This is a genomic window from Paenibacillus sp. NPDC058177, from assembly GCF_042883835.1.
Taxonomy (GTDB): Bacteria; Bacillota; Bacilli; order Paenibacillales; family Paenibacillaceae; genus Paenibacillus_AQ; species Paenibacillus_AQ agri.
This window is the reverse complement of sequence record NZ_JBHVVB010000010.1, coordinates 12,574-30,340: the sequence shown is the minus strand read 5'-3', so window position 1 is coordinate 30,340 and position 17,767 is coordinate 12,574. Positions and strand designations below refer to the sequence as shown.

Below are 17,767 nucleotides of genomic sequence, written 5' to 3'. Positions count from 1 at the left end.
CATATGAACAAGAAGCCCTATTTGTTAGCAGCCGTTCTTGCGGTTACCATCGGTGTACAAGCCATCCCCACCGCATCTATTTATGCAGCGGGAAGCGGATCAAGCACTCAGGAAAGCACCGGCAAGACTTCCACAACAAGCGCAGACAACAGTCATTCGGAAGCTATATACAAGGCTGCCCAGCCCCTGCTCTCGTCGTCGTCCAAGCTTCCGCAGGCTATTAAATATTTGAACAGCAACTTGTATGCCGTGACTTCTTACCGGGCCACAATGATGACTTTGCAGCTTGAGAACCTACATAAGGCCGCTCTTGGGGCATGGGAGAACAAATTCAGCAGAAGTGATGTGCAGCGCCAGTTGGCTACCGTATATAAACCGCAGGTTAGTATGGTCAAGCTGGCTGAAAGTGTTAAAGACCCTGCCCTGCGAACGTTGCTGGAGACCGCTGGAGAGAGCGGTTATAAGCTGGAGACGGCAGAAGGTACTTACTTTCCTGTAATTGATTATGCAGCCTACCGCAAATACAAAGTATATGTCACGAACGACATCAGCGATTATCTAACGATGATGGCTGCGGAGTCTGACCTTCCCTCTGCCAAGGACAACGGGCTGGTCATCGCCTGGACCGAGGTAGCCGCCCGCGCTCTGGCGGCAGAGCAGTTCACGCGGAGCTATCCGAAGTCAAATCGGATCACGGCCGCGAAGCAGCTATACGCGAAGTACATCGCCAGCACATTCTATGGCCTGAACAACACGCCTCTATTCCATTACGATAATCTAGAAATGGATTTGGAGGCACAGAAGGCCTATGCCGGACTATTATCGGCCAAGAACCCTGATAATAGCCCCTTCTTACAGAAGCTCGAAGGCTTCATGAAGCTGCTGAAAGAGAACGGCTATCTGCTCGACGACAAGGTAGAGCAGTACAGATCCAAGGAAGTCCCTCTAACTTAGCTCACATCTGTTGCGAAGATAGCCCTTGAAGACTCCACAAATCAGGATTGCAATGCAAACCTTTAGAAAGCAATACAAAGCTTCAAAGAGCAATACAAGCCTTCAGAAAACAATAAAACGCGGCATCAAACTGCAAAAGCCCGTCCCACTATTCAAAAGTGGGACGGGCTTTTTTATATCTCATACAGCTCTCTCAGCCGTATCCAATTAAATTAACATATTGAACAAATTCATATCCTTGTTGATTTCTGTATAATCCATGCCCTTCTGCTGCATCCGTTCGATCAGCGGGGCATATGATTCCTTACTGGACAGCTCAATGCCAACCAGTGCAGGGCCGTTCTCTTTGTCATGCTTCTTCGTATACTCAAAACGGGTGATATCGTCTTCCGGACCCAACACCTCTGCCAGGAATTCGCGAAGTGCACCAGCACGCTGCGGGAAATTCACCATGAAATAATGCTTGAGGCCTTCATGGATCAGCGACCGCTCCTTGATCTCCTGCATCCGGTCAATATCATTATTGCCACCGCTAACGATGCAAACCACCGTTTTGCCACGGATTTGATCACGGTACTGGTCAAGCGCCGCGATAGGCAGGGAGCCTGCAGGCTCTACAACAATGGCATTTTCATTATATAACTCCAGAATGGTCGTACAAGCCTTACCTTCAGGCACCATTACAACATCATCCAGAGAACGTGAACAAATATCGTACGTCAATCCACCTACACGCTTAACAGCTGCACCGTCTACGAACTTGTTGATGTGATCCAGGGTAACTACTTTTCCTTGCTTAAAGGCCTCACTCATAGAAGCCGCACCAAGTGGCTCAACACCAATGACCTTCGTCGAAGGGCTAACGGTTTTGACATAGGTTGAGACACCTGCAGCCAAACCGCCGCCGCCAATAGTCACGAAAATAAAGTCGGCAGGGTTGTCCAGACTTTCCATAACCTCCATGCCAATCGTTCCGTTACCGGCAATAATTCTCGGCTCATCGAACGGATGGATCAGCGTCATCCCGAAATCGATGCAGGCCTGCAAAGCTTCGTCATAGGCATCATCAAAGGTATCCCCCTTCAGAATGACCTCTACGAATTCCCCGCCAAAGCGCCGAACCTGCTTCACCTTCTGGCTTGGTGTGGTGCTCGGCATATAGACCTTGCCTTTAATTCCAAGCGCCTTGCAGGAGTAAGCTACGCCTTGGGCGTGGTTGCCTGCACTGGCGCAGACAATGCCTTTCTCTCTGTCCTCTGGGGACAGGCTACGAATCATATTATAAGCCCCGCGTATTTTGAAAGAGCGGACAATTTGCAGATCCTCCCGCTTCAAGTACACATCGCAATCATATTTGGCAGACAGTACCGCATCACGTTGCAACGGCGTACGAACAATGACCTCGCGCAGCACGTGATGTGCCCGTACAATATCTTCCATCCCCAAGATCCGGTCTTCGTCTTCTCTCATGACTCTCCTCGCCTCACTGTCTCTGTCTAATCGTTTTGCTTCTTGTAACATACTATTCCCTCAGACTTTTTTCAAGGCCAGTTTTTCTTAGGTAGAAAACACAATAAGAGGTGTCCCGCAGTCATCTGTTCATGACTCCCGAGACACCTCTTCTTATACGTTGCTGAACGCCAGCATAGGCACCTCAGCGATCACTCCTGTACTATTGCTTCAACATCCACTTCAGCAGATCCGGCACGCTTGTCCAAAGGCGTGAATTCACGATGACATATTCGATCGCCTCATTGGCATCGCCTCTCCCAACATAGTCCGGGAGATTATGCGGCAGCCGCTTGGTGCCAAGCAGATATTCAGGCACATGCTTGTTCACATTACGGGCAACACGGTACAGCATTTTTAGCTGGGCAGTCAGCCCGTTCTTCTTGTACTCCAGCAGCATACGGCCATAGGCATAGGAAGCCGCGGCATCATTTTTACCATATAGCTTAAGAATCTGCTCCGCCTTACCCAGCTTATTGTTGTAGAGGTAGGCTGCTACCAACAAATAACGGGCACCTGTGTTATCGTCCGGATTCAGCTCCAGCACGTGCTCCAGCGTCTTAACCGCTTCTTCGGCATTTCCGCCGAACCAAGAGGAATCAGCATAACTCTTACAGATACGGATATAAGGCCGGGTCTCTACAAGCCCCCAGAAATGACCTTTATTCTCCTTGAAAAAGTCTTCGCCCAGCTCGCGTGCTCCGGCAGCCATCCCAGCTTTTAGAAAAGAACGGGCCTCTTCCTCATCCTCAGATTCCTCAGCCAGAACAAGATAAGCGTCCGGACTGTCAGGATAAATCTCCAGAATCGTACGTGCAAGCTGTACCCGGCGTTTGGCCGACGGGGTTTCCATCACTTTTGCCAGTAGAGCCTGCTCCTTCTCCTTCGGACTTTCCAGGCTGCTCAGTTCAGCCAATGTGTCAGGCGCTTCGCCCATACCGTACTCTTCGATATAATTCAGCATTTCCTTCACTTTACGTGAGATCGTTGCCGCAGTAACCTCATATTTAATCGCCAGTTCCGCCTGGGTGAGAAGGAAGCCGTACTCTTCAGACAGCAAATATTCTATCGCTGCACAGAAGGAACCCATCTTCTTGACCGCAGGTTTGGTTTGACGAGAATAGCCGTTCCACAGGACAAGCGCCTCTTGAATAAGCTCCTTGTCGAATTTATTTCTCATGCTCTCTATGAGATGCAACCCCAATTGCTCATGGGACGGATGCTCCCATTTTAGGTCACGGGATACCATTTTTCTAAGCTTGGCCAGGGTAAGCTTGTTCTCCGGGCGTTCTGCGGGCTGTGCTGCTGCCGGTTGTTCTGTTTGCAGGGCAACTGCCGAAATCTCCTGCGCCGCGGCTTCTTCCGTTGTTACGAGCCGCAGTATGGATTCGACTGCATCCTGCTCCTTGCCGAGACAGCACTTCTTATATTTCTTCCCGCTGCCGCACGGGCACAAGTCATTTCTTCCAACCTTACTCAAAACCAATTCCCCCTTAAATCTGTGACTGAATGTACGCCATCAAGCGCACTGCTGCATGCCCTGGTATGTTATCTCCGGCACGGAACCTTTATATCATATGTGCTGTAAGATGACATTTCAAGCACCCCCAGAAAACGGCACAGCATAATTTGCACAAGCTGATGTTTAAAAAAGGCCTTTCCATGATCGGAAAGGCCCCTTTATCTGTATATATCCGCACATTTTCCCCCGTACGTGTTGTATTATAGCACTTTTTCTATCACTTGTCAGTCCTTTTTTAGGACTTATAGCGTAAAAAAATGCTAGATACAGTCCTTTTTCCTTAGACGAGTGCCTTCATCGCGATGTCGCTACGGCTTTGTTTTCCGGGAAAAGCGATCCTTTCGGCACGGGCATAAGCCGCTTCGCGAGCCTCGCGAATATCCGCGCCCAGTCCTACGACGCCCAGGACCCGGCCGCCGTTAGTCAACCAGCTTCCATCCTCACCACGGGCCGTTCCCGCATGGAAGACCAGCCCTTCTCCGTCCTCTTCCAGACCGGAAATCGGTTCACCCTTCGGGTAAGATCCCGGGTAGCCGCCAGAAGCCAGCACTACGCATACTGCGGCTTCCTCGCTCCACTCGATCTCTATGTCTGCCAGACGCCCTTCCACTACAGCCAGGAAGATTTCGAGCAGATCACTCTTGAGCCTTGGCAGAACCACCTGGGTCTCTGGATCACCGAAGCGGGCATTGAACTCGATCGTCTTCGGCTTGCCATCCGGCGAAATCATCAGCCCTGCGAACAGCACCCCGCTGAACGGGCGTCCTTCCGCTACCATGGCTTTCGCCGTAGGCTCAATGATACTCTCCACCGCTTCGCGGATAATAGCTTCGTCAATATGCGGCAGTGGGGAATAAGTACCCATTCCGCCTGTATTAGGCCCCTTGTCACCGTCGTACACCGGCTTGTGATCCTGGGCGGCAGCCATCGGCCGCACCGTCTCCCCGTCCACAAAGGCCAGAATGGACATCTCTTGCCCGGCCAGGAACTCCTCGATGACAACTTGAGCGCCCGCTTCACCAAATACTTTGCTGACCATAATATCTGCCAGCGCCTTGTCTGCTTCTTCTCTGGAGTAGGCTACAGTCACGCCTTTGCCTGCTGCCAGTCCGTCCGCTTTGATAACTATCGGCAGTGGCTGCTCTTGCAGATAAGCCGCAGCTGCTTCATAACCGTCAAATTTCTCATACGCCGCTGTCGGAATATTGTACTTGTGTAGCAGATCCTTCATGAAGGTCTTGCTGCCTTCGATCTCTGCCGCATTGCGGCGCGGACCGAAGACTGGAATGCCTTCTGCTTCAAAAGCGTCAACAATCCCTCCAGCCAGCGGGTCATCCGGCCCGATGACGACCAGACCAACCTCCCGTTCCTTCGCAAAAGCCGTCAGCCGGTCGAACTCGAATACGCCGATCGGCACGCATTCCGCCAATTGCGCGATCCCGGCATTGCCGGGGGCACAGTAGATTTTACCGGCGCGCGGGCTCTTGGACAGGCTCCATATAATTGCATGCTCCCGGCCGCCGCCGCCAACCACTAAAATATCCATAACAATGAAATCCTCCCAAGCCAGCTCTAGTGTTTGAAGTGACGAACGCCAGTGAAGACCATAGCGATGCCATACTCATTAGCGACCTTGATGGACTCTTCGTCCTTAATGGAGCCGCCCGGCTGAATAACCGCTGTAATTCCTGCTTTTGCAGCCATTTCCAAGGTATCGCCCATTGGGAAAAACGCATCGGAGGCCAGAATGGCTCCTTTGGATTTCTCTCCTGCTTGCTCAATTGCGATCTTCGCCGCACCGACACGGTTCATTTGGCCTGCGCCTACGCCGACTGTCATATCATCAGCTGCGAGCACGATGGCGTTGGATTTCACATGCTTAACAACTTTCCAGCCAAACAGCAATTGCTTCAGTTCTTCTTCCGTAGGCTTACGGTCAGTTACCACCTGCAACTCATCCGGGTTAATGGAGTGCACATCGCTCTCCTGAACTACCATACCACCGTCGATGGAGGTCACGACAAAACTGCTCTTACGCGCAGCTGCCGCACTGAGATTGCCGATTTTGAGCAGACGGATATTCTTCTTCTTGGTCAAAATTTCAAGCGCTTCATCCGTGAAGCCTGGCGCTAAAATAATCTCCAGGAAAATATCCTTCAGCAGATTAGCTGTATCCGCATCAATAATGCGGTTAGCAGCCACAATACCACCAAAGATGGAGGTCGGATCAGCGTTGTAGGCTTTTTGGTAAGCCTCATAGACGCTTGCACCTACGCCCACTCCGCAAGGATTCATATGCTTAACCGCCACGACAGCCGGCTCTTCAAATTCCTTAACGATTTGCAGGGCAGCGTTGGCATCGTTGATGTTATTGTAGGACAGCTCTTTGCCGTGCAATTGCTCTGCCGCTGTCAGCGTATCCAGCGAAGCCAATGGCTTGCGGTAGAAAGCAGCCTTCTGGTGTGGGTTCTCCCCATAGCGCAGATCCTGGATCTTCTCGTAAGTTACCGTGTAGCGCTCCGGCAGCGGATCACCGGTTACATTTGACAAATAATCGGAAATCAGGGCATCATAAGCCGCCGTATGGCGGAACACTTTTGCCGCAAGACGTTTGCGGGTCTCCAGTGTCGTATCTCCACCTGCACGAACCTCTTCAAGCACCGCTGCATAGTCGCTGGCATCCACTACCACACTGACAAAAGCATGGTTCTTCGCCGCAGAACGCAGCATCGTCGGTCCGCCGATATCGATGTTCTCGATGGCGTCTTCATACGTGACGTCCGGCTTAGCAATCGTCTCTGCGAAAGGATACAAATTGACGACAACGAGGTCGATGTAATCCAAGCCAAGCTCAGTCATTTGACGTGTGTGCTCTTCATTGTCACGAACAGCTAGCAGGCCGCTATGTACGGCTGGATGAAGTGTTTTGACACGTCCGTCCATAATTTCGGGGAACCCTGTCACATCGGAGATGCCGATGACCGGCACGCCTTCTTTAGCCAGAAGTGTGCTAGTTCCGCCTGTGGAGATGATTTCTACGCCCAATGCAGACAACTCGCGGCAAAAATCCACGATACCCTGTTTATCCGATACGCTGACCAGCGCTCTTTTGATACTCACTTTGAATAGTCCTCCTCCGGATGTTCCGTGCAATTTATAAAGCCGTAATAGCCAAGATAAACGAAAAGAATAAGGGACCACAATCTAAACGGGGTGAATCTGAATACGTGAGAATAGCTGTCTTGCTGGAAAATGAAAGGCTGTTAAGTTGTCATAAGCATTGTAGTCGCGGCCAGTAGCAGTAGCTACAACGGTGAACGATCTCAGCTAACCGCACGCAATAACCATAGCTTCAATAGTAGCTACAACAGTCGTTATAACAGCTTCAATCGCGACCACCTACCAATTAACAGGATTTCTTCCTGTTAATTTAGCCATGCATACCTTTTCTGACAACTTACCGGGAAAATCTCCTGTTATTTCGTCCGATATCATCGAATGCTGTACAAACGAGCCGATTAACTGGAATTTTTCCATTTAAATCGTCCAAAGCACGGAAATGAGGCACATTAACGGGAGAATTTCCTGTTAAACCATCGACCGGTATCCCCTGCCATGCGACATCACTCGCAGTTTGTGCAATATTTCCCGAGAAATATCACTCTCGCTGGAGAGTAGCTTCAAATGTCATTTGGAGTCGACCGATTCGCCTTAACTACTCACTTTTCGCGAATGATCGTCTTTCTGCCCACCAGTTCAATCCGCCCATCGGCAAAAGCAGCGACCACATCGGCATACAAGCCATGCTCTACCTGATGAATCCGCTCAGCGAGTGTCTCCGCCGTATCGTTATCCTCCACAGCGACCGTTCGCTGGGCAATAACTGGGCCGGTATCCATGCCACCATCCACATAGTGCACCGTCACGCCCGTCAGCTTCACACCATAATTCAGTGCCTGACCAATCGCGTCTATTCCGGCAAATGCCGGCAACAGCGAAGGATGAATATTGATAATCCGCTCTGCGTATGGCGTAAGCAGAACGGGGGTAATAAGCCGCATATATCCAGCCAGCACAATCAGCCCGATGTCCCGGCGCTGAAGTTCGGCCACAATCTCTGCTTCGTACAGCTCCCGGCTGGCAAAATCCTTCGGGCGCAGGAGCAGTGTCGGAATACCCGCCTCCACTGCCCGCTGTGCCGCACCTGATTCCGGCTTGTCGGAGACAAGCAGTTCAATGCTCCCGCTACCAAGCTTGCCTGCCTTTTGCGCTTCAGCCAGCGCAGCAAAGTTGCTGCCCTGTCCTGAAGCAAACACGGCGATGCGGTTCAATTGCATTATACTTCAGCTCCCGTAAAGGTAACGATGCGCTCGCCTTCGGTCACAGTACCGATGATATAAGCTTCTTCGCCGCTTGCTTTGAGCAGCTCAAGCGCCCGCTCTCCATTCGCAGCGTCAACAACCAGGACCAAACCAACACCCATGTTAAATGTGGTGAACATATCGCGGTTAGTTACGTCCCCTTTGCTTTGCAGCAGGTTAAAGATCGGCAGAATCGGCCACGAACCATAGTTAATCTCCACATTCACACCATCTGGCAGCACACGTGGAATGTTCTCGATGAATCCTCCACCAGTAATATGCGCCATCCCTTTCACGGGAAGCTGTTCAAGCAGCGACAGCAAAGGTTTCACATAGATTTTGGTCGGTGCCAGTAGCACATCTACAAGCGGTGCTCCCAGTTCATCAACCGTCTCATCCAGCGCGTACCCGTCCTCTTCCAGCAAAAGCTTGCGTACCAGCGAGAATCCGTTACTGTGTACGCCGCTCGAAGCCAGTCCAATAACTGTATCTCCAGGGGCAATGGTTGCTCCGGTAACTAGTTTGGCTTTGTCGGCGATACCAACTGTAAAGCCTGCGATGTCATACTCGCCAGCCGAGTACATACCTGGCATTTCCGCTGTTTCGCCGCCAATCAGGGCACAACCGGCTTGATGACAACCTTCGGCAATACCTGCCACGATAGCTTCAATCTTCTCAGGTACTACCTTGTCGCAGGCCAGATAATCGAGGAAGAACAGTGGCTCCGCGCCTTGTACTACGATATCGTTCACGCACATGGCCACTGCATCAATACCAATGGTGTCATGGCGATCCGCCGCGAACGCGATTTTCAGCTTCGTACCTACGCCGTCTGTTCCCGATACCAGAACTGGCTCCTCATACTTATCCTTATTGAGGCCGAAAAGCGCGCCAAATCCGCCCAGCTCAGTCATGACCTCGGGACGGAACGTGCGTTTTACGTGCTTTTTCATGCGTTCTACCGCTTCATTGCCAGCCGCAATATCCACTCCGGCGTTCTTGTAAGCTTCCGACACTATTGGACACCTCATCTTTATAATTTAGTGTGCGTTTACGGGGCGGCAGGGAAGGAGGTGGTTTTCAGGCGTCATTACGATGAATGTTTGGACTTCCGATCGCTGTTATGATTGGATTTCCTGATTTAAACCGCTATCCGCGGTAGAAATCCAATCATAAAGGCGAACGCTACGCTTCTACAGCTCCAAAATTCCTCTCCATGACTTCCAAACCACCAGACAACCCTGCCGCAAGCCGCAGTACGCACCTTGCACAACAGCAAGGGTTCGGTGCTCTGGCGAAGCCGAGCACCTCACTAGGCGAGAAAAGCGCACCGCATTTGCGCAGCAAACAGGAACTAGCTTTTCAAGCCCTCGGTGCTTGAGGCGAAGCCAAGCACTTACCAACCACTGGCGAGAAAAGCGCAACCGCATTTGCGTAGCAAACAGGGAGTAGCTTTTCGAGCCCCTCGGCGCTTGGAGCGAAGCCAAGCGCTGACCACCCACGGGCGAGAAAAGCGCACCGCATTTGCGCAGCAAACAGGGAGTAGCTTTTCGAGCCCCAAGCGCTTGGAGCGAAGCCAAGCCGCCAACCATCCCCCGGCGTGCAGCATGCCGCCAGGGGGCGGAACGCCGTAGAGCTTGTCCCGCCTTTGCCGGAGGCAAACAGGGACAATGCGGGCACCCGCACCCCAGCACCCTTAGCAAGTTAAAACCAAACACCTACCACCAAGCTTTCGGGTGGCCGGAGGGCAGCGCCCTCCGGGGTCCCCCTTAGCAAGGGGGATTTAGGGGGATGGACAACCCTAGCAGGAGCAGCCATCCTTCTCCGCCCCGCCGAAATCCACCTGCGTCGGGTAATCATTATCAAAACAGGACAGGCACAGCCCGCCTTTATAGTCATTACTGTTATATCCACCGATAGAGCTGATCAGCCCGTCGGGTGAGAGGAACGCAAGGGAATCCGCGTTAATCTCTTCACACATTTCCTCAATCGTCTTATAGGAGGCGATGAGTTCGCGGCGGTCAGGCGTATCAATTCCGTAGAAGCAAGGATTCTTGAACGGCGGCGAAGTGATCCGCACGTGTACCTCAACAGCTCCGGCTTCGCGCAACAGATTAACGATACGGCGTGAGGTCGTACCACGCACGATAGAGTCGTCAATCATGACGACGCGCTGGCCTTCAACGACACGGCGCACGGCGCTGAGCTTCATCTTAACACCTTGCTCACGCAGTTCCTGACTTGGCTGGATGAAAGTCCGGCCAGTGTACTTGTTCTTGATCAGTCCTAGCTCATACGGGATGCCCGTCTGTTCAGCATAGCCAATAGCCGCAGAGATACTGGAATCCGGCACGCCAGTTACGATATCCGCATCGACAAAAGCTTCCAATGCCATCCGGCTGCCCATCCGCTTACGTGCAGCGTGCAGGTTCGAGCCATTCAGATCGCTATCTGGACGCGCGAAGTAAATATACTCCATTGCGCACAGTGCCTTACGCTTCGGCTCAGTGAAGCGGTCTTCGCGAAGACCGTCTTTATCAAGCACGAGCAGCTCTCCCGGCTCGATATCGCGTACGAACTCTGCACCAATGGTCTCCAGAGCGCAGGATTCCGAGGCGAACACATAAGCTTCACCGACACGCCCCATCACCAGCGGACGCAAGCCGTGCGAATCAGATGCGACAAGCAGTTTGTCATTGGTCATCAGCAGAAAAGCGAACCCGCCAACTAATTGCTCCAAAGCATCCTTAGCCGCTTCGACAAAATCCTTCGGTGAGCGCGCAATAAGATGTGCTAGCACTTCTGTATCGCTTGTGGTCTGGAAGATTGATCCGCTTTGCTCCAGCTGACGCCGGATCAGCGGCTCGTTGACAATATTGCCATTCGTGGCAATCGCTAGATCACCGTCACGGTATTTGAACACAAGCGGTTGCGCGTTGGTCAATCGGCTGTCACCACTAGTGGAATAACGGACATGCCCAATGGACATGTCGCCGACCAGCGAGGCAATTCTGTCTTTGTCGAATACTTCTTTAACCAATCCCATGCCGCGGTGATAGTTAAAATCACGTCCGTCTGCCACGCAAATGCCCGCGCTCTCTTCCCCGCGGTGCTGCAAGGCATGCAGACCGTAATAGGACATGGATGCGGCTTCCGGGTGTCCGAAGACCCCGAAAACGCCGCATTCTTCTTTTAACGTATCAAAAATATCTCCCGAGCCCGTTCCTTCATTGTAAAAGTCGCCGGTCCACAGAATAGGTTCCGTCTGCTCTTTCCCGGTCTTTATTTCATAAGACATGGAATGGCATCCTCCCAAACGGACTTCAGCGCAGGTACCGGCTCATCAAGCGCGGCTACGTCGTCCAAGTTCACACGCAATCTGTCTCCGCCAACGGTTCCGATGACTTCTACAGGAACTCCAGCTGCAGCAATCGCAGCTTTCAGCTCTTCAGCCCGATCCGGTGCTGCTGTCAAAATAATCCGCGATTGGCTCTCGCTGAACAACGCCACATCACGGCGAAGCCCATTCGCTGACAGGTTCACGTTAGCACCGATACCACCGCTGATACAGCTCTCAGCCAGCGCCGCAGCCAGGCCACCTTCGGACAAGTCATGCGCCGAGGTCACCAATCCACCGCGAATAGCGCCAAGTACGCCATCAAGCAGTTTCCGTTCAACCGCAAGATCCAGCTCCGGCGGACGGCCTTCAGTTACACCGTGCACCGCATATTGGAACTCACTGCCGCCAAGCTCTGCTTTGGTCGTACCTAGCAGCAAGATCGCATCGCCTTCCTGCTTGAACGCTTGGGTCGTAATATGGTCAGTATCGGCGATCAGACCCACCATACCAACAACTGGTGTCGGATAGATCGCACCGGAAGCATTTTCGTTGTACAAGCTGACGTTTCCGCCGATAACCGGCGTATCCAGCACACGGCAAGCTTCGGCCATACCGTCAACAGCACGTTCCATTTGCCAGAAAATATCCGGTTTCTCTGGACTGCCGAAGTTCAAGTTATCCGTAATGGCCAGCGGTTCTGCACCGGAGCAGACAATGTTACGTGCTGCTTCGCTGACAGCAATACGTCCGCCTACTTCAGGGTCAAGATAGACGTAACGGCCGTTACAGTCCGTTGTCATCGCCAGACCTTTGCGTGTACCTTGAATCGTAACTACTGCCGCATCTGAGCCAGGACGAACCGCAGTGCTAGTCCGTACCATGTAGTCGTATTGGTTGTATACCCATGCTTTACTTGCTACGGTTGGCGATCCCAGAATGCTGCGGAGTGCGCCGCCCAGATCAGTCACTTCTTCATAACGCAGTGTATCTACCGCTGCATTTTCTTCATAATAAGCAGGTACAGTAGATGGCTTGTCATACACAGGGCACTCATCGACCAACGCCGTTACTGGCATATCGCCAACAACTTCACCGTGATGGAACAGCTTCAGACGTCCGTCATCCGTAACCTTACCTACTTTGCGGCAGATTACGCCCCAACGGTCAAAAATCTCCTGGGCCTGCGCCTCATCCTTAGGCTCAACTACGAACAGCATCCGCTCCTGGGATTCCGACAGCATCATTTCATAAGGGGTCATGCCTTCCTCACGCTGCGGCACTTGATCCAAATACAGCTCCAGACCGTTGCCCGCTTTGCTCGCCATTTCCGCACTGGAGCAGGTCAGACCGGCTGCGCCCATATCTTGAATGCCGAGTACGATACCGCTGTCGATCAGTTCCAGACAGGACTCCATAACCAGCTTTTCCATGAATGGATCGCCTACTTGTACAGCTGTACGTTTAGCTTCAGATTCTTCACTCAGCTCGACGGAAGCAAAGGTTGCGCCGTGAATGCCGTCCCGGCCTGTAGGAGGCCCTACGTAAAAGACAGGGTTACCCACACCTTTAGCGACACCGCGCTGGATTTTATCATGATCAATCAGGCCCACACACATCGCATTAACGAGCGGGTTACCATCATAGCTGTCGTCGAACATAATTTCGCCGCCGACGGTCGGAATGCCGATACAGTTACCATAGCCTGCAATCCCGGATACTACATGCTCGAACAAATATTTTACCCGGTCGCTTTCAAGCTTCCCAAAACGCAGGGAGTTCATCAACGCCACCGGTCTTGCACCCATCGAGAAAATATCACGAATAATACCGCCCACACCCGTTGCCGCACCTTGGTAAGGCTCTACTGCGGAAGGGTGGTTGTGGCTTTCGATTTTGAAAACAACGGCTTGATTGTCACCAATATCTACGATACCCGCACCTTCGCCCGGTCCCATCAGGACACGCGGTCCAGTCACCGGAAAACGACGAAGCAGCGGTTTGGAGTTCTTGTACGCACAGTGCTCGGACCACATTACGCTGAATACACCGATTTCCGTGTAGTTCGGCAAACGGCCCATGAAGGACGTAATCAGCTCATACTCGCTGTCCGACACGCCGAATTGACTGTAAATTTTCTGCTCTTTGATCTGTTCTGCGGTCGGTTCCTTAGCGGATACTTGCTGCGCCATGACGATCCCTCCAGGTCTTCAAGATTGATGTGAACATCCGTTTACCGTCTTCCGAGCCCAGCAGGCTGTTAACTGCACGCTCAGGGTGAGGCATCATGCCAACCACGTTGCCTGCTATATTGCTAACACCTGCAATGTCAGCCACGGAACCGTTAGGATTGTCGCTGTATGTGAATACGATCTGACCATTCGCTTTCAATTGCTCAAGTGTTTCTTCATCACAGTAATAGTTGCCTTCGCCATGCGCGATTGGAACAACGATCTCTTCGCCTTCGGCGTAATCCACGGTAAATGGTGTCCCATTGTTAACCACCTTAAGCACCGTATCATGACAGCGGAACTTCATCGACTCGTTGCGGCGCAGTGCGCCCGGCAATAGTCCAGCTTCGGTAAGAATCTGGAATCCATTGCAGATACCCAGTACGAATTTGCCTTGCTCAGCAGCTTTAGCCACCTCAGCCATTACAGGAGCAAATCTGGAAATGGCGCCGCAGCGCAGATAATCTCCATAAGAGAAGCCGCCTGGAACGAGAATGCAATCATAGGCCGACAGGTCTGTCGCCGTATGCCACACATAATCAACCGGTTCACCGAGGCTTTCTTCTACCGCTTTATAGCAGTCAATATCACAATTGGAGCCCGGAAAGACAAGTACCGCAAATTTCATGACTTTTAGTCCTCCAATTCGTAGCGGTAATCCTCGATCACCGTGTTGGCCAGCAGCTTTTCACACATATCTTTAAGGCGTACTTCCGCTTCAGCGCGGTCATTTGTATCCAAAGTCAGCTCCATATATTTACCGATACGCAAACTTTCTACTTCTTGAAAGCCAACTGAGTGCAGCGCACCCTGAACTGCTACCCCTTGGGGATCGAGCACACTTTTCTTAATGGTGACATAGACCGTTGCTTTTAACATACGCTTGTAGTTCCTCCTAAAAGTTTGTGGGCATACCGTAGAGCATCTATAGAGACTTGCCGGTAAGACGATGATAAATATCCAGATAACGACGGGTGGTTTCCTCTACCACTTCACTTGGAAGCGGGTCAGGCGTGCTATTCTTGTCCCAGAAAGAGGATGCAAGGTACGAACGTACCGGCTCCTTATCCATACTGTCAATCTCAATATCAAGTAAGTAATTGTCCTTAGCCCAGAAGCGTGAAGCATCCGGTGTAAAAATCTCGTCGATCAGAATCACCTTGCCATCCAGCAGACCGAACTCGAATTTGCAATCCGCGAGAATGATGCCCCGCTCAGCGCAATATTCTCTGGCAAAAGCGAACAGCTTCAGGCTTTTCTCCTTCAGCTCAAGCGCCAGCTCCGCTCCGATCAGTTCCTGCATCTTCTCGAAGGGAATGTCTTCGTCGTGGCCGACATCATTTTTAGCTGCCGGGGTAAAAATCGGCTCCGCCAGCAGCGCATTCTTGCGCAGGCCTGCGGGAAGCTCAATACCGTTGACCTTGCCGGTCTCCTGGTACTGTCTCCAGCCACCGCCAGTGATGCAGCCCCGAACCACGCACTCGATGTCGATACGTTCCGCCTTACGGGCCACCATAACACGGTTGCGCAAAGCTTCCCGATCCTTGACGATACCGCCAAGCTGGTCCACATCAATATGCACCACATGGTTCTCGATCAAGCTCTTCGTCTGGCCGAACCAGAAAGCACTCAGCCGGTTAAGCACATTACCTTTCTCCGGCACTGCCGGATCCAGCACATAGTCGAACGCAGAGATGCGATCCGTAACGACGATCAATACGTTTTCCCCTAAATCGTAAAGCTCACGAACCTTCCCTTTATAGAGCAGCGGCGCATCAATGAGTTCCACGGCTGTGGATATGGCCGGTGATGTCATGACCTTTCCTCCCTTGAACGAATGATCCTATAACTTTGCGAAACCTGTAATTTTGCGAAAAGAGTACCTTTGGAAAAAGAGTATCTTTGCAAAAAGAGTATCTCCTGCTACGTTGCTTCTTGTAACCAGCATGTACGGTATTTCGGTATTGCACTACGAAGAAGATTGGGCTTCATTTCGAATTGTAGTTTGGACTTCAGTGATTAGTGCCAGCGTGTCGGCAAACAAAGCAGGTTCGACGCGTAAATAACGGCATTTTTGTACCTTAATTTGTTGCAACCAGGGGGCAATTTCAGATTAAGGGCATTTTTGTACCTTAAATCTGTCAAATTCCCCTTTAGGAGCGTTTATCACCAAAAATAAGGTACAAATATGCTCTTATATCCCATTTTCAGCCCTAAACAGGGGATATAAGGTACAATATTGCCGTTAATTGCAAATCGAGCTAATGCTAGCATCCTTCACAATCGCTGCGGCCGCTCCACTGCTTTTCGGTGAGCAAAACCATGTAGCAATGTATCCGTCTGCTACTCGGTGGGCAAAACCATGTGACACTGTATCCGCCCTACCGCTACTTGACTGGAAAAACCATCAAGTCCTACGTTCGTTCCACCGCTACTCGGTAGGCAAAACCATGTAGCACTGCATCGGCCCTACCGCCACCTGGCTGGCAAAACCATGTAGTACTGCGTCCGCCTACCGATACTTAGCAGTTGGATCCATATAACTTCTATTTGATCAAATAAGCTCCAGCTTGCGGAAAATGGTATCCACATGCTTCAGGTGCCACGAAGGGTTGAAGGCATCTTCAATTTCTTCCGGGCTGAGCACGTTCGTGATCTCAGGCGTAGCTTCTACGATGTCGCGGAATTGTGTCTGCTCTTCCCAAGCCTGCATCGCGCGCGGTTGTACGGTATCGTACGCCTGCTCGCGACTGAGGCCTTTGTCGATCAGCTTCGTCAGGATACGGCCGGAGAACGGTACACCAAAGGTGCGGTTCATGTTGCGCTTCATGTTTTCCGGGAAGACGGTCAGGTTCTTCACGATGTTCCCGAAACGGTTCAGCATGTAGTTCAGCAACATGGTCGCATCCGGCAGGATGATCCGCTCTACAGAAGAGTGGGAGATATCACGCTCATGCCAGAGCGGCACGTTCTCGTATGCAGTAACCATATGGCCGCGGATCACGCGTGACAGACCGGAGATATTTTCGCAGCCGATTGGGTTGCGTTTGTGCGGCATAGCAGACGAACCCTTTTGTCCTTTGGCAAAAGCTTCTTCCACCTCGCGGATTTCGCTCTTTTGCAAGGCGCGGATTTCAGTAGCGAACTTGTCCAGTGAAGTCGCAACCAATGCCAGTGCAGCCATGTACTCAGCATGACGATCACGTTGCAGGGTTTGTGTCGAGATTGGCGCCGGGCTAGTGCCCAGCTTGCGACAGACGAACTCTTCTACAAACGGGTCGATGTTGGCATACGTGCCAACCGCACCGGAGATTTTACCGAACTGCACACCATCAGCTGCACGGCGGAAACGCTCCAGGTTCCGTTTCATTTCCTCGTACCAAAGCGCCATTTTGAGGCCAAAAGTAGTTGGCTCGGCATGAACGCCATGTGTACGGCCCATCATCGGGGTATCTTTATAGGCAATCGCCTTGTCTTTCAGAATCTCAATAAAGTTAATAATGTCCTTCTCCAAAATCTCGTTCGCTTGGCGCAACAGATATCCCAGTGCGGTATCAACGACATCCGTAGAAGTCAGGCCGTAATGCACCCATTTACGCTCCGCACCAAGGCTCTCGGACACGGCACGGGTAAAAGCGATCACATCATGGCGGGTTTCCAGCTCAATCTCATTAATGCGGTCGATATCGAATTTGGCATCCTTACGCAGCTTAGCCGCATCTTCATGTGGGATTACGCCGAGTTCGGCCCATGCTTCACACGCACACAATTCTACTTCCAGCCATGCGGCAAATTTATTCTCTTCGGTCCAAATGGCCCGCATTTCCGGTCTGCTGTAACGTTCGATCATATC

General features: G+C 51.7%; 14 protein-coding genes. 2 read left to right on the top strand and 12 right to left on the bottom strand.

Annotation, left to right across the window (positions count from 1 at the left end; all coding sequences use genetic code 11):
* The first annotated feature begins 3 nt into the window (after window positions 1-3).
* A complete protein-coding gene (locus ACFVU8_RS27225) occupies window positions 4-954 on the top strand; it encodes a hypothetical protein (protein ID WP_379467470.1) in 951 nt (316 codons plus the stop codon).
* Window positions 955-1,161: 207 nt separating this feature from the next.
* Here ACFVU8_RS27225 and ilvA read toward each other — a convergent pair whose 3' ends face one another.
* From ilvA to purM, 6 genes are all read right to left on the bottom strand, one after another.
* On the bottom strand, window positions 1,162-2,424 hold the full coding sequence (ilvA, locus tag ACFVU8_RS27220; protein WP_379467468.1) for a threonine ammonia-lyase IlvA: 1,263 nt from the start codon (window positions 2,422-2,424) through the stop codon (window positions 1,162-1,164).
* A gap of 202 nt (window positions 2,425-2,626) precedes the next feature.
* Complete coding sequence (locus ACFVU8_RS27215) at window positions 2,627-3,943, bottom strand: SEC-C metal-binding domain-containing protein (RefSeq protein WP_387431514.1); 1,317 nt, start codon at window positions 3,941-3,943, stop codon at window positions 2,627-2,629.
* A gap of 322 nt (window positions 3,944-4,265) precedes the next feature.
* Window positions 4,266-5,531 (bottom strand): phosphoribosylamine--glycine ligase, encoded by a 1,266-nt coding sequence (gene purD / locus ACFVU8_RS27210; protein ID WP_387431512.1) that lies wholly within the window; start codon window positions 5,529-5,531, stop codon window positions 4,266-4,268.
* A 26-nt stretch (window positions 5,532-5,557) separates the two neighbouring features.
* Window positions 5,558-7,105, bottom strand: coding sequence for a bifunctional phosphoribosylaminoimidazolecarboxamide formyltransferase/IMP cyclohydrolase (purH, locus tag ACFVU8_RS27205; RefSeq protein ID WP_175371686.1), 1,548 nt, complete (start codon window positions 7,103-7,105; stop codon window positions 5,558-5,560).
* Window positions 7,106-7,704: 599 nt separating this feature from the next.
* Window positions 7,705-8,322 carry a phosphoribosylglycinamide formyltransferase gene (gene purN / locus ACFVU8_RS27200; protein WP_175371687.1) on the bottom strand — a complete coding sequence of 206 codons (618 nt, stop codon included), beginning with the start codon at window positions 8,320-8,322 and terminating at the stop codon, window positions 7,705-7,707.
* Window positions 8,322-9,362, bottom strand: a complete 1,041-nt coding sequence (gene purM / locus ACFVU8_RS27195; RefSeq protein WP_387431510.1) for a phosphoribosylformylglycinamidine cyclo-ligase — start codon at window positions 9,360-9,362, stop codon at window positions 8,322-8,324. The genes purN and purM overlap by 1 nt, the downstream gene beginning before the upstream one ends.
* Window positions 9,363-9,562: 200 nt before the next feature.
* Between purM and ACFVU8_RS27190 the strand changes: the two genes are divergently transcribed.
* Window positions 9,563-9,727 (top strand): hypothetical protein, encoded by a 165-nt coding sequence (locus ACFVU8_RS27190; RefSeq protein ID WP_387431508.1) that lies wholly within the window; start codon window positions 9,563-9,565, stop codon window positions 9,725-9,727.
* A 420-nt stretch (window positions 9,728-10,147) separates the two neighbouring features.
* On the opposite strand, the gene purF is transcribed toward ACFVU8_RS27190, so the two are convergent.
* The 6 genes from purF to purB all read right to left on the bottom strand — a co-directional run bounded on the left by purF (window position 10,148) and on the right by purB (window position 17,764).
* Window positions 10,148-11,644, bottom strand: coding sequence for an amidophosphoribosyltransferase (purF, locus tag ACFVU8_RS27185; protein WP_066379420.1), 1,497 nt, complete (start codon window positions 11,642-11,644; stop codon window positions 10,148-10,150).
* The gene (purL, locus tag ACFVU8_RS27180; RefSeq protein WP_387431506.1) at window positions 11,629-13,875 is read right to left on the bottom strand and encodes a phosphoribosylformylglycinamidine synthase subunit PurL; all 2,247 of its coding nucleotides are present in this window, start codon (window positions 13,873-13,875) and stop codon (window positions 11,629-11,631) included. Before purL ends, purF begins: the two co-directional genes overlap by 16 nt.
* A complete protein-coding gene (purQ, locus tag ACFVU8_RS27175) occupies window positions 13,853-14,542 on the bottom strand; it encodes a phosphoribosylformylglycinamidine synthase subunit PurQ (RefSeq protein WP_066379415.1) in 690 nt (229 codons plus the stop codon). Before purQ ends, purL begins: the two co-directional genes overlap by 23 nt.
* Window positions 14,543-14,547: 5 nt before the next feature.
* The gene (purS, locus tag ACFVU8_RS27170; RefSeq protein WP_066379412.1) at window positions 14,548-14,793 is read right to left on the bottom strand and encodes a phosphoribosylformylglycinamidine synthase subunit PurS; all 246 of its coding nucleotides are present in this window, start codon (window positions 14,791-14,793) and stop codon (window positions 14,548-14,550) included.
* 46 nt (window positions 14,794-14,839) lie between these two features.
* Window positions 14,840-15,730, bottom strand: coding sequence for a phosphoribosylaminoimidazolesuccinocarboxamide synthase (locus ACFVU8_RS27165; protein WP_387431503.1), 891 nt, complete (start codon window positions 15,728-15,730; stop codon window positions 14,840-14,842).
* Between the two features lie 738 nt (window positions 15,731-16,468).
* The gene (gene purB, locus ACFVU8_RS27160) at window positions 16,469-17,764 is read right to left on the bottom strand and encodes an adenylosuccinate lyase (protein WP_066379404.1); all 1,296 of its coding nucleotides are present in this window, start codon (window positions 17,762-17,764) and stop codon (window positions 16,469-16,471) included.
* Between the last annotated feature and the right edge of the window lie 3 nt (window positions 17,765-17,767).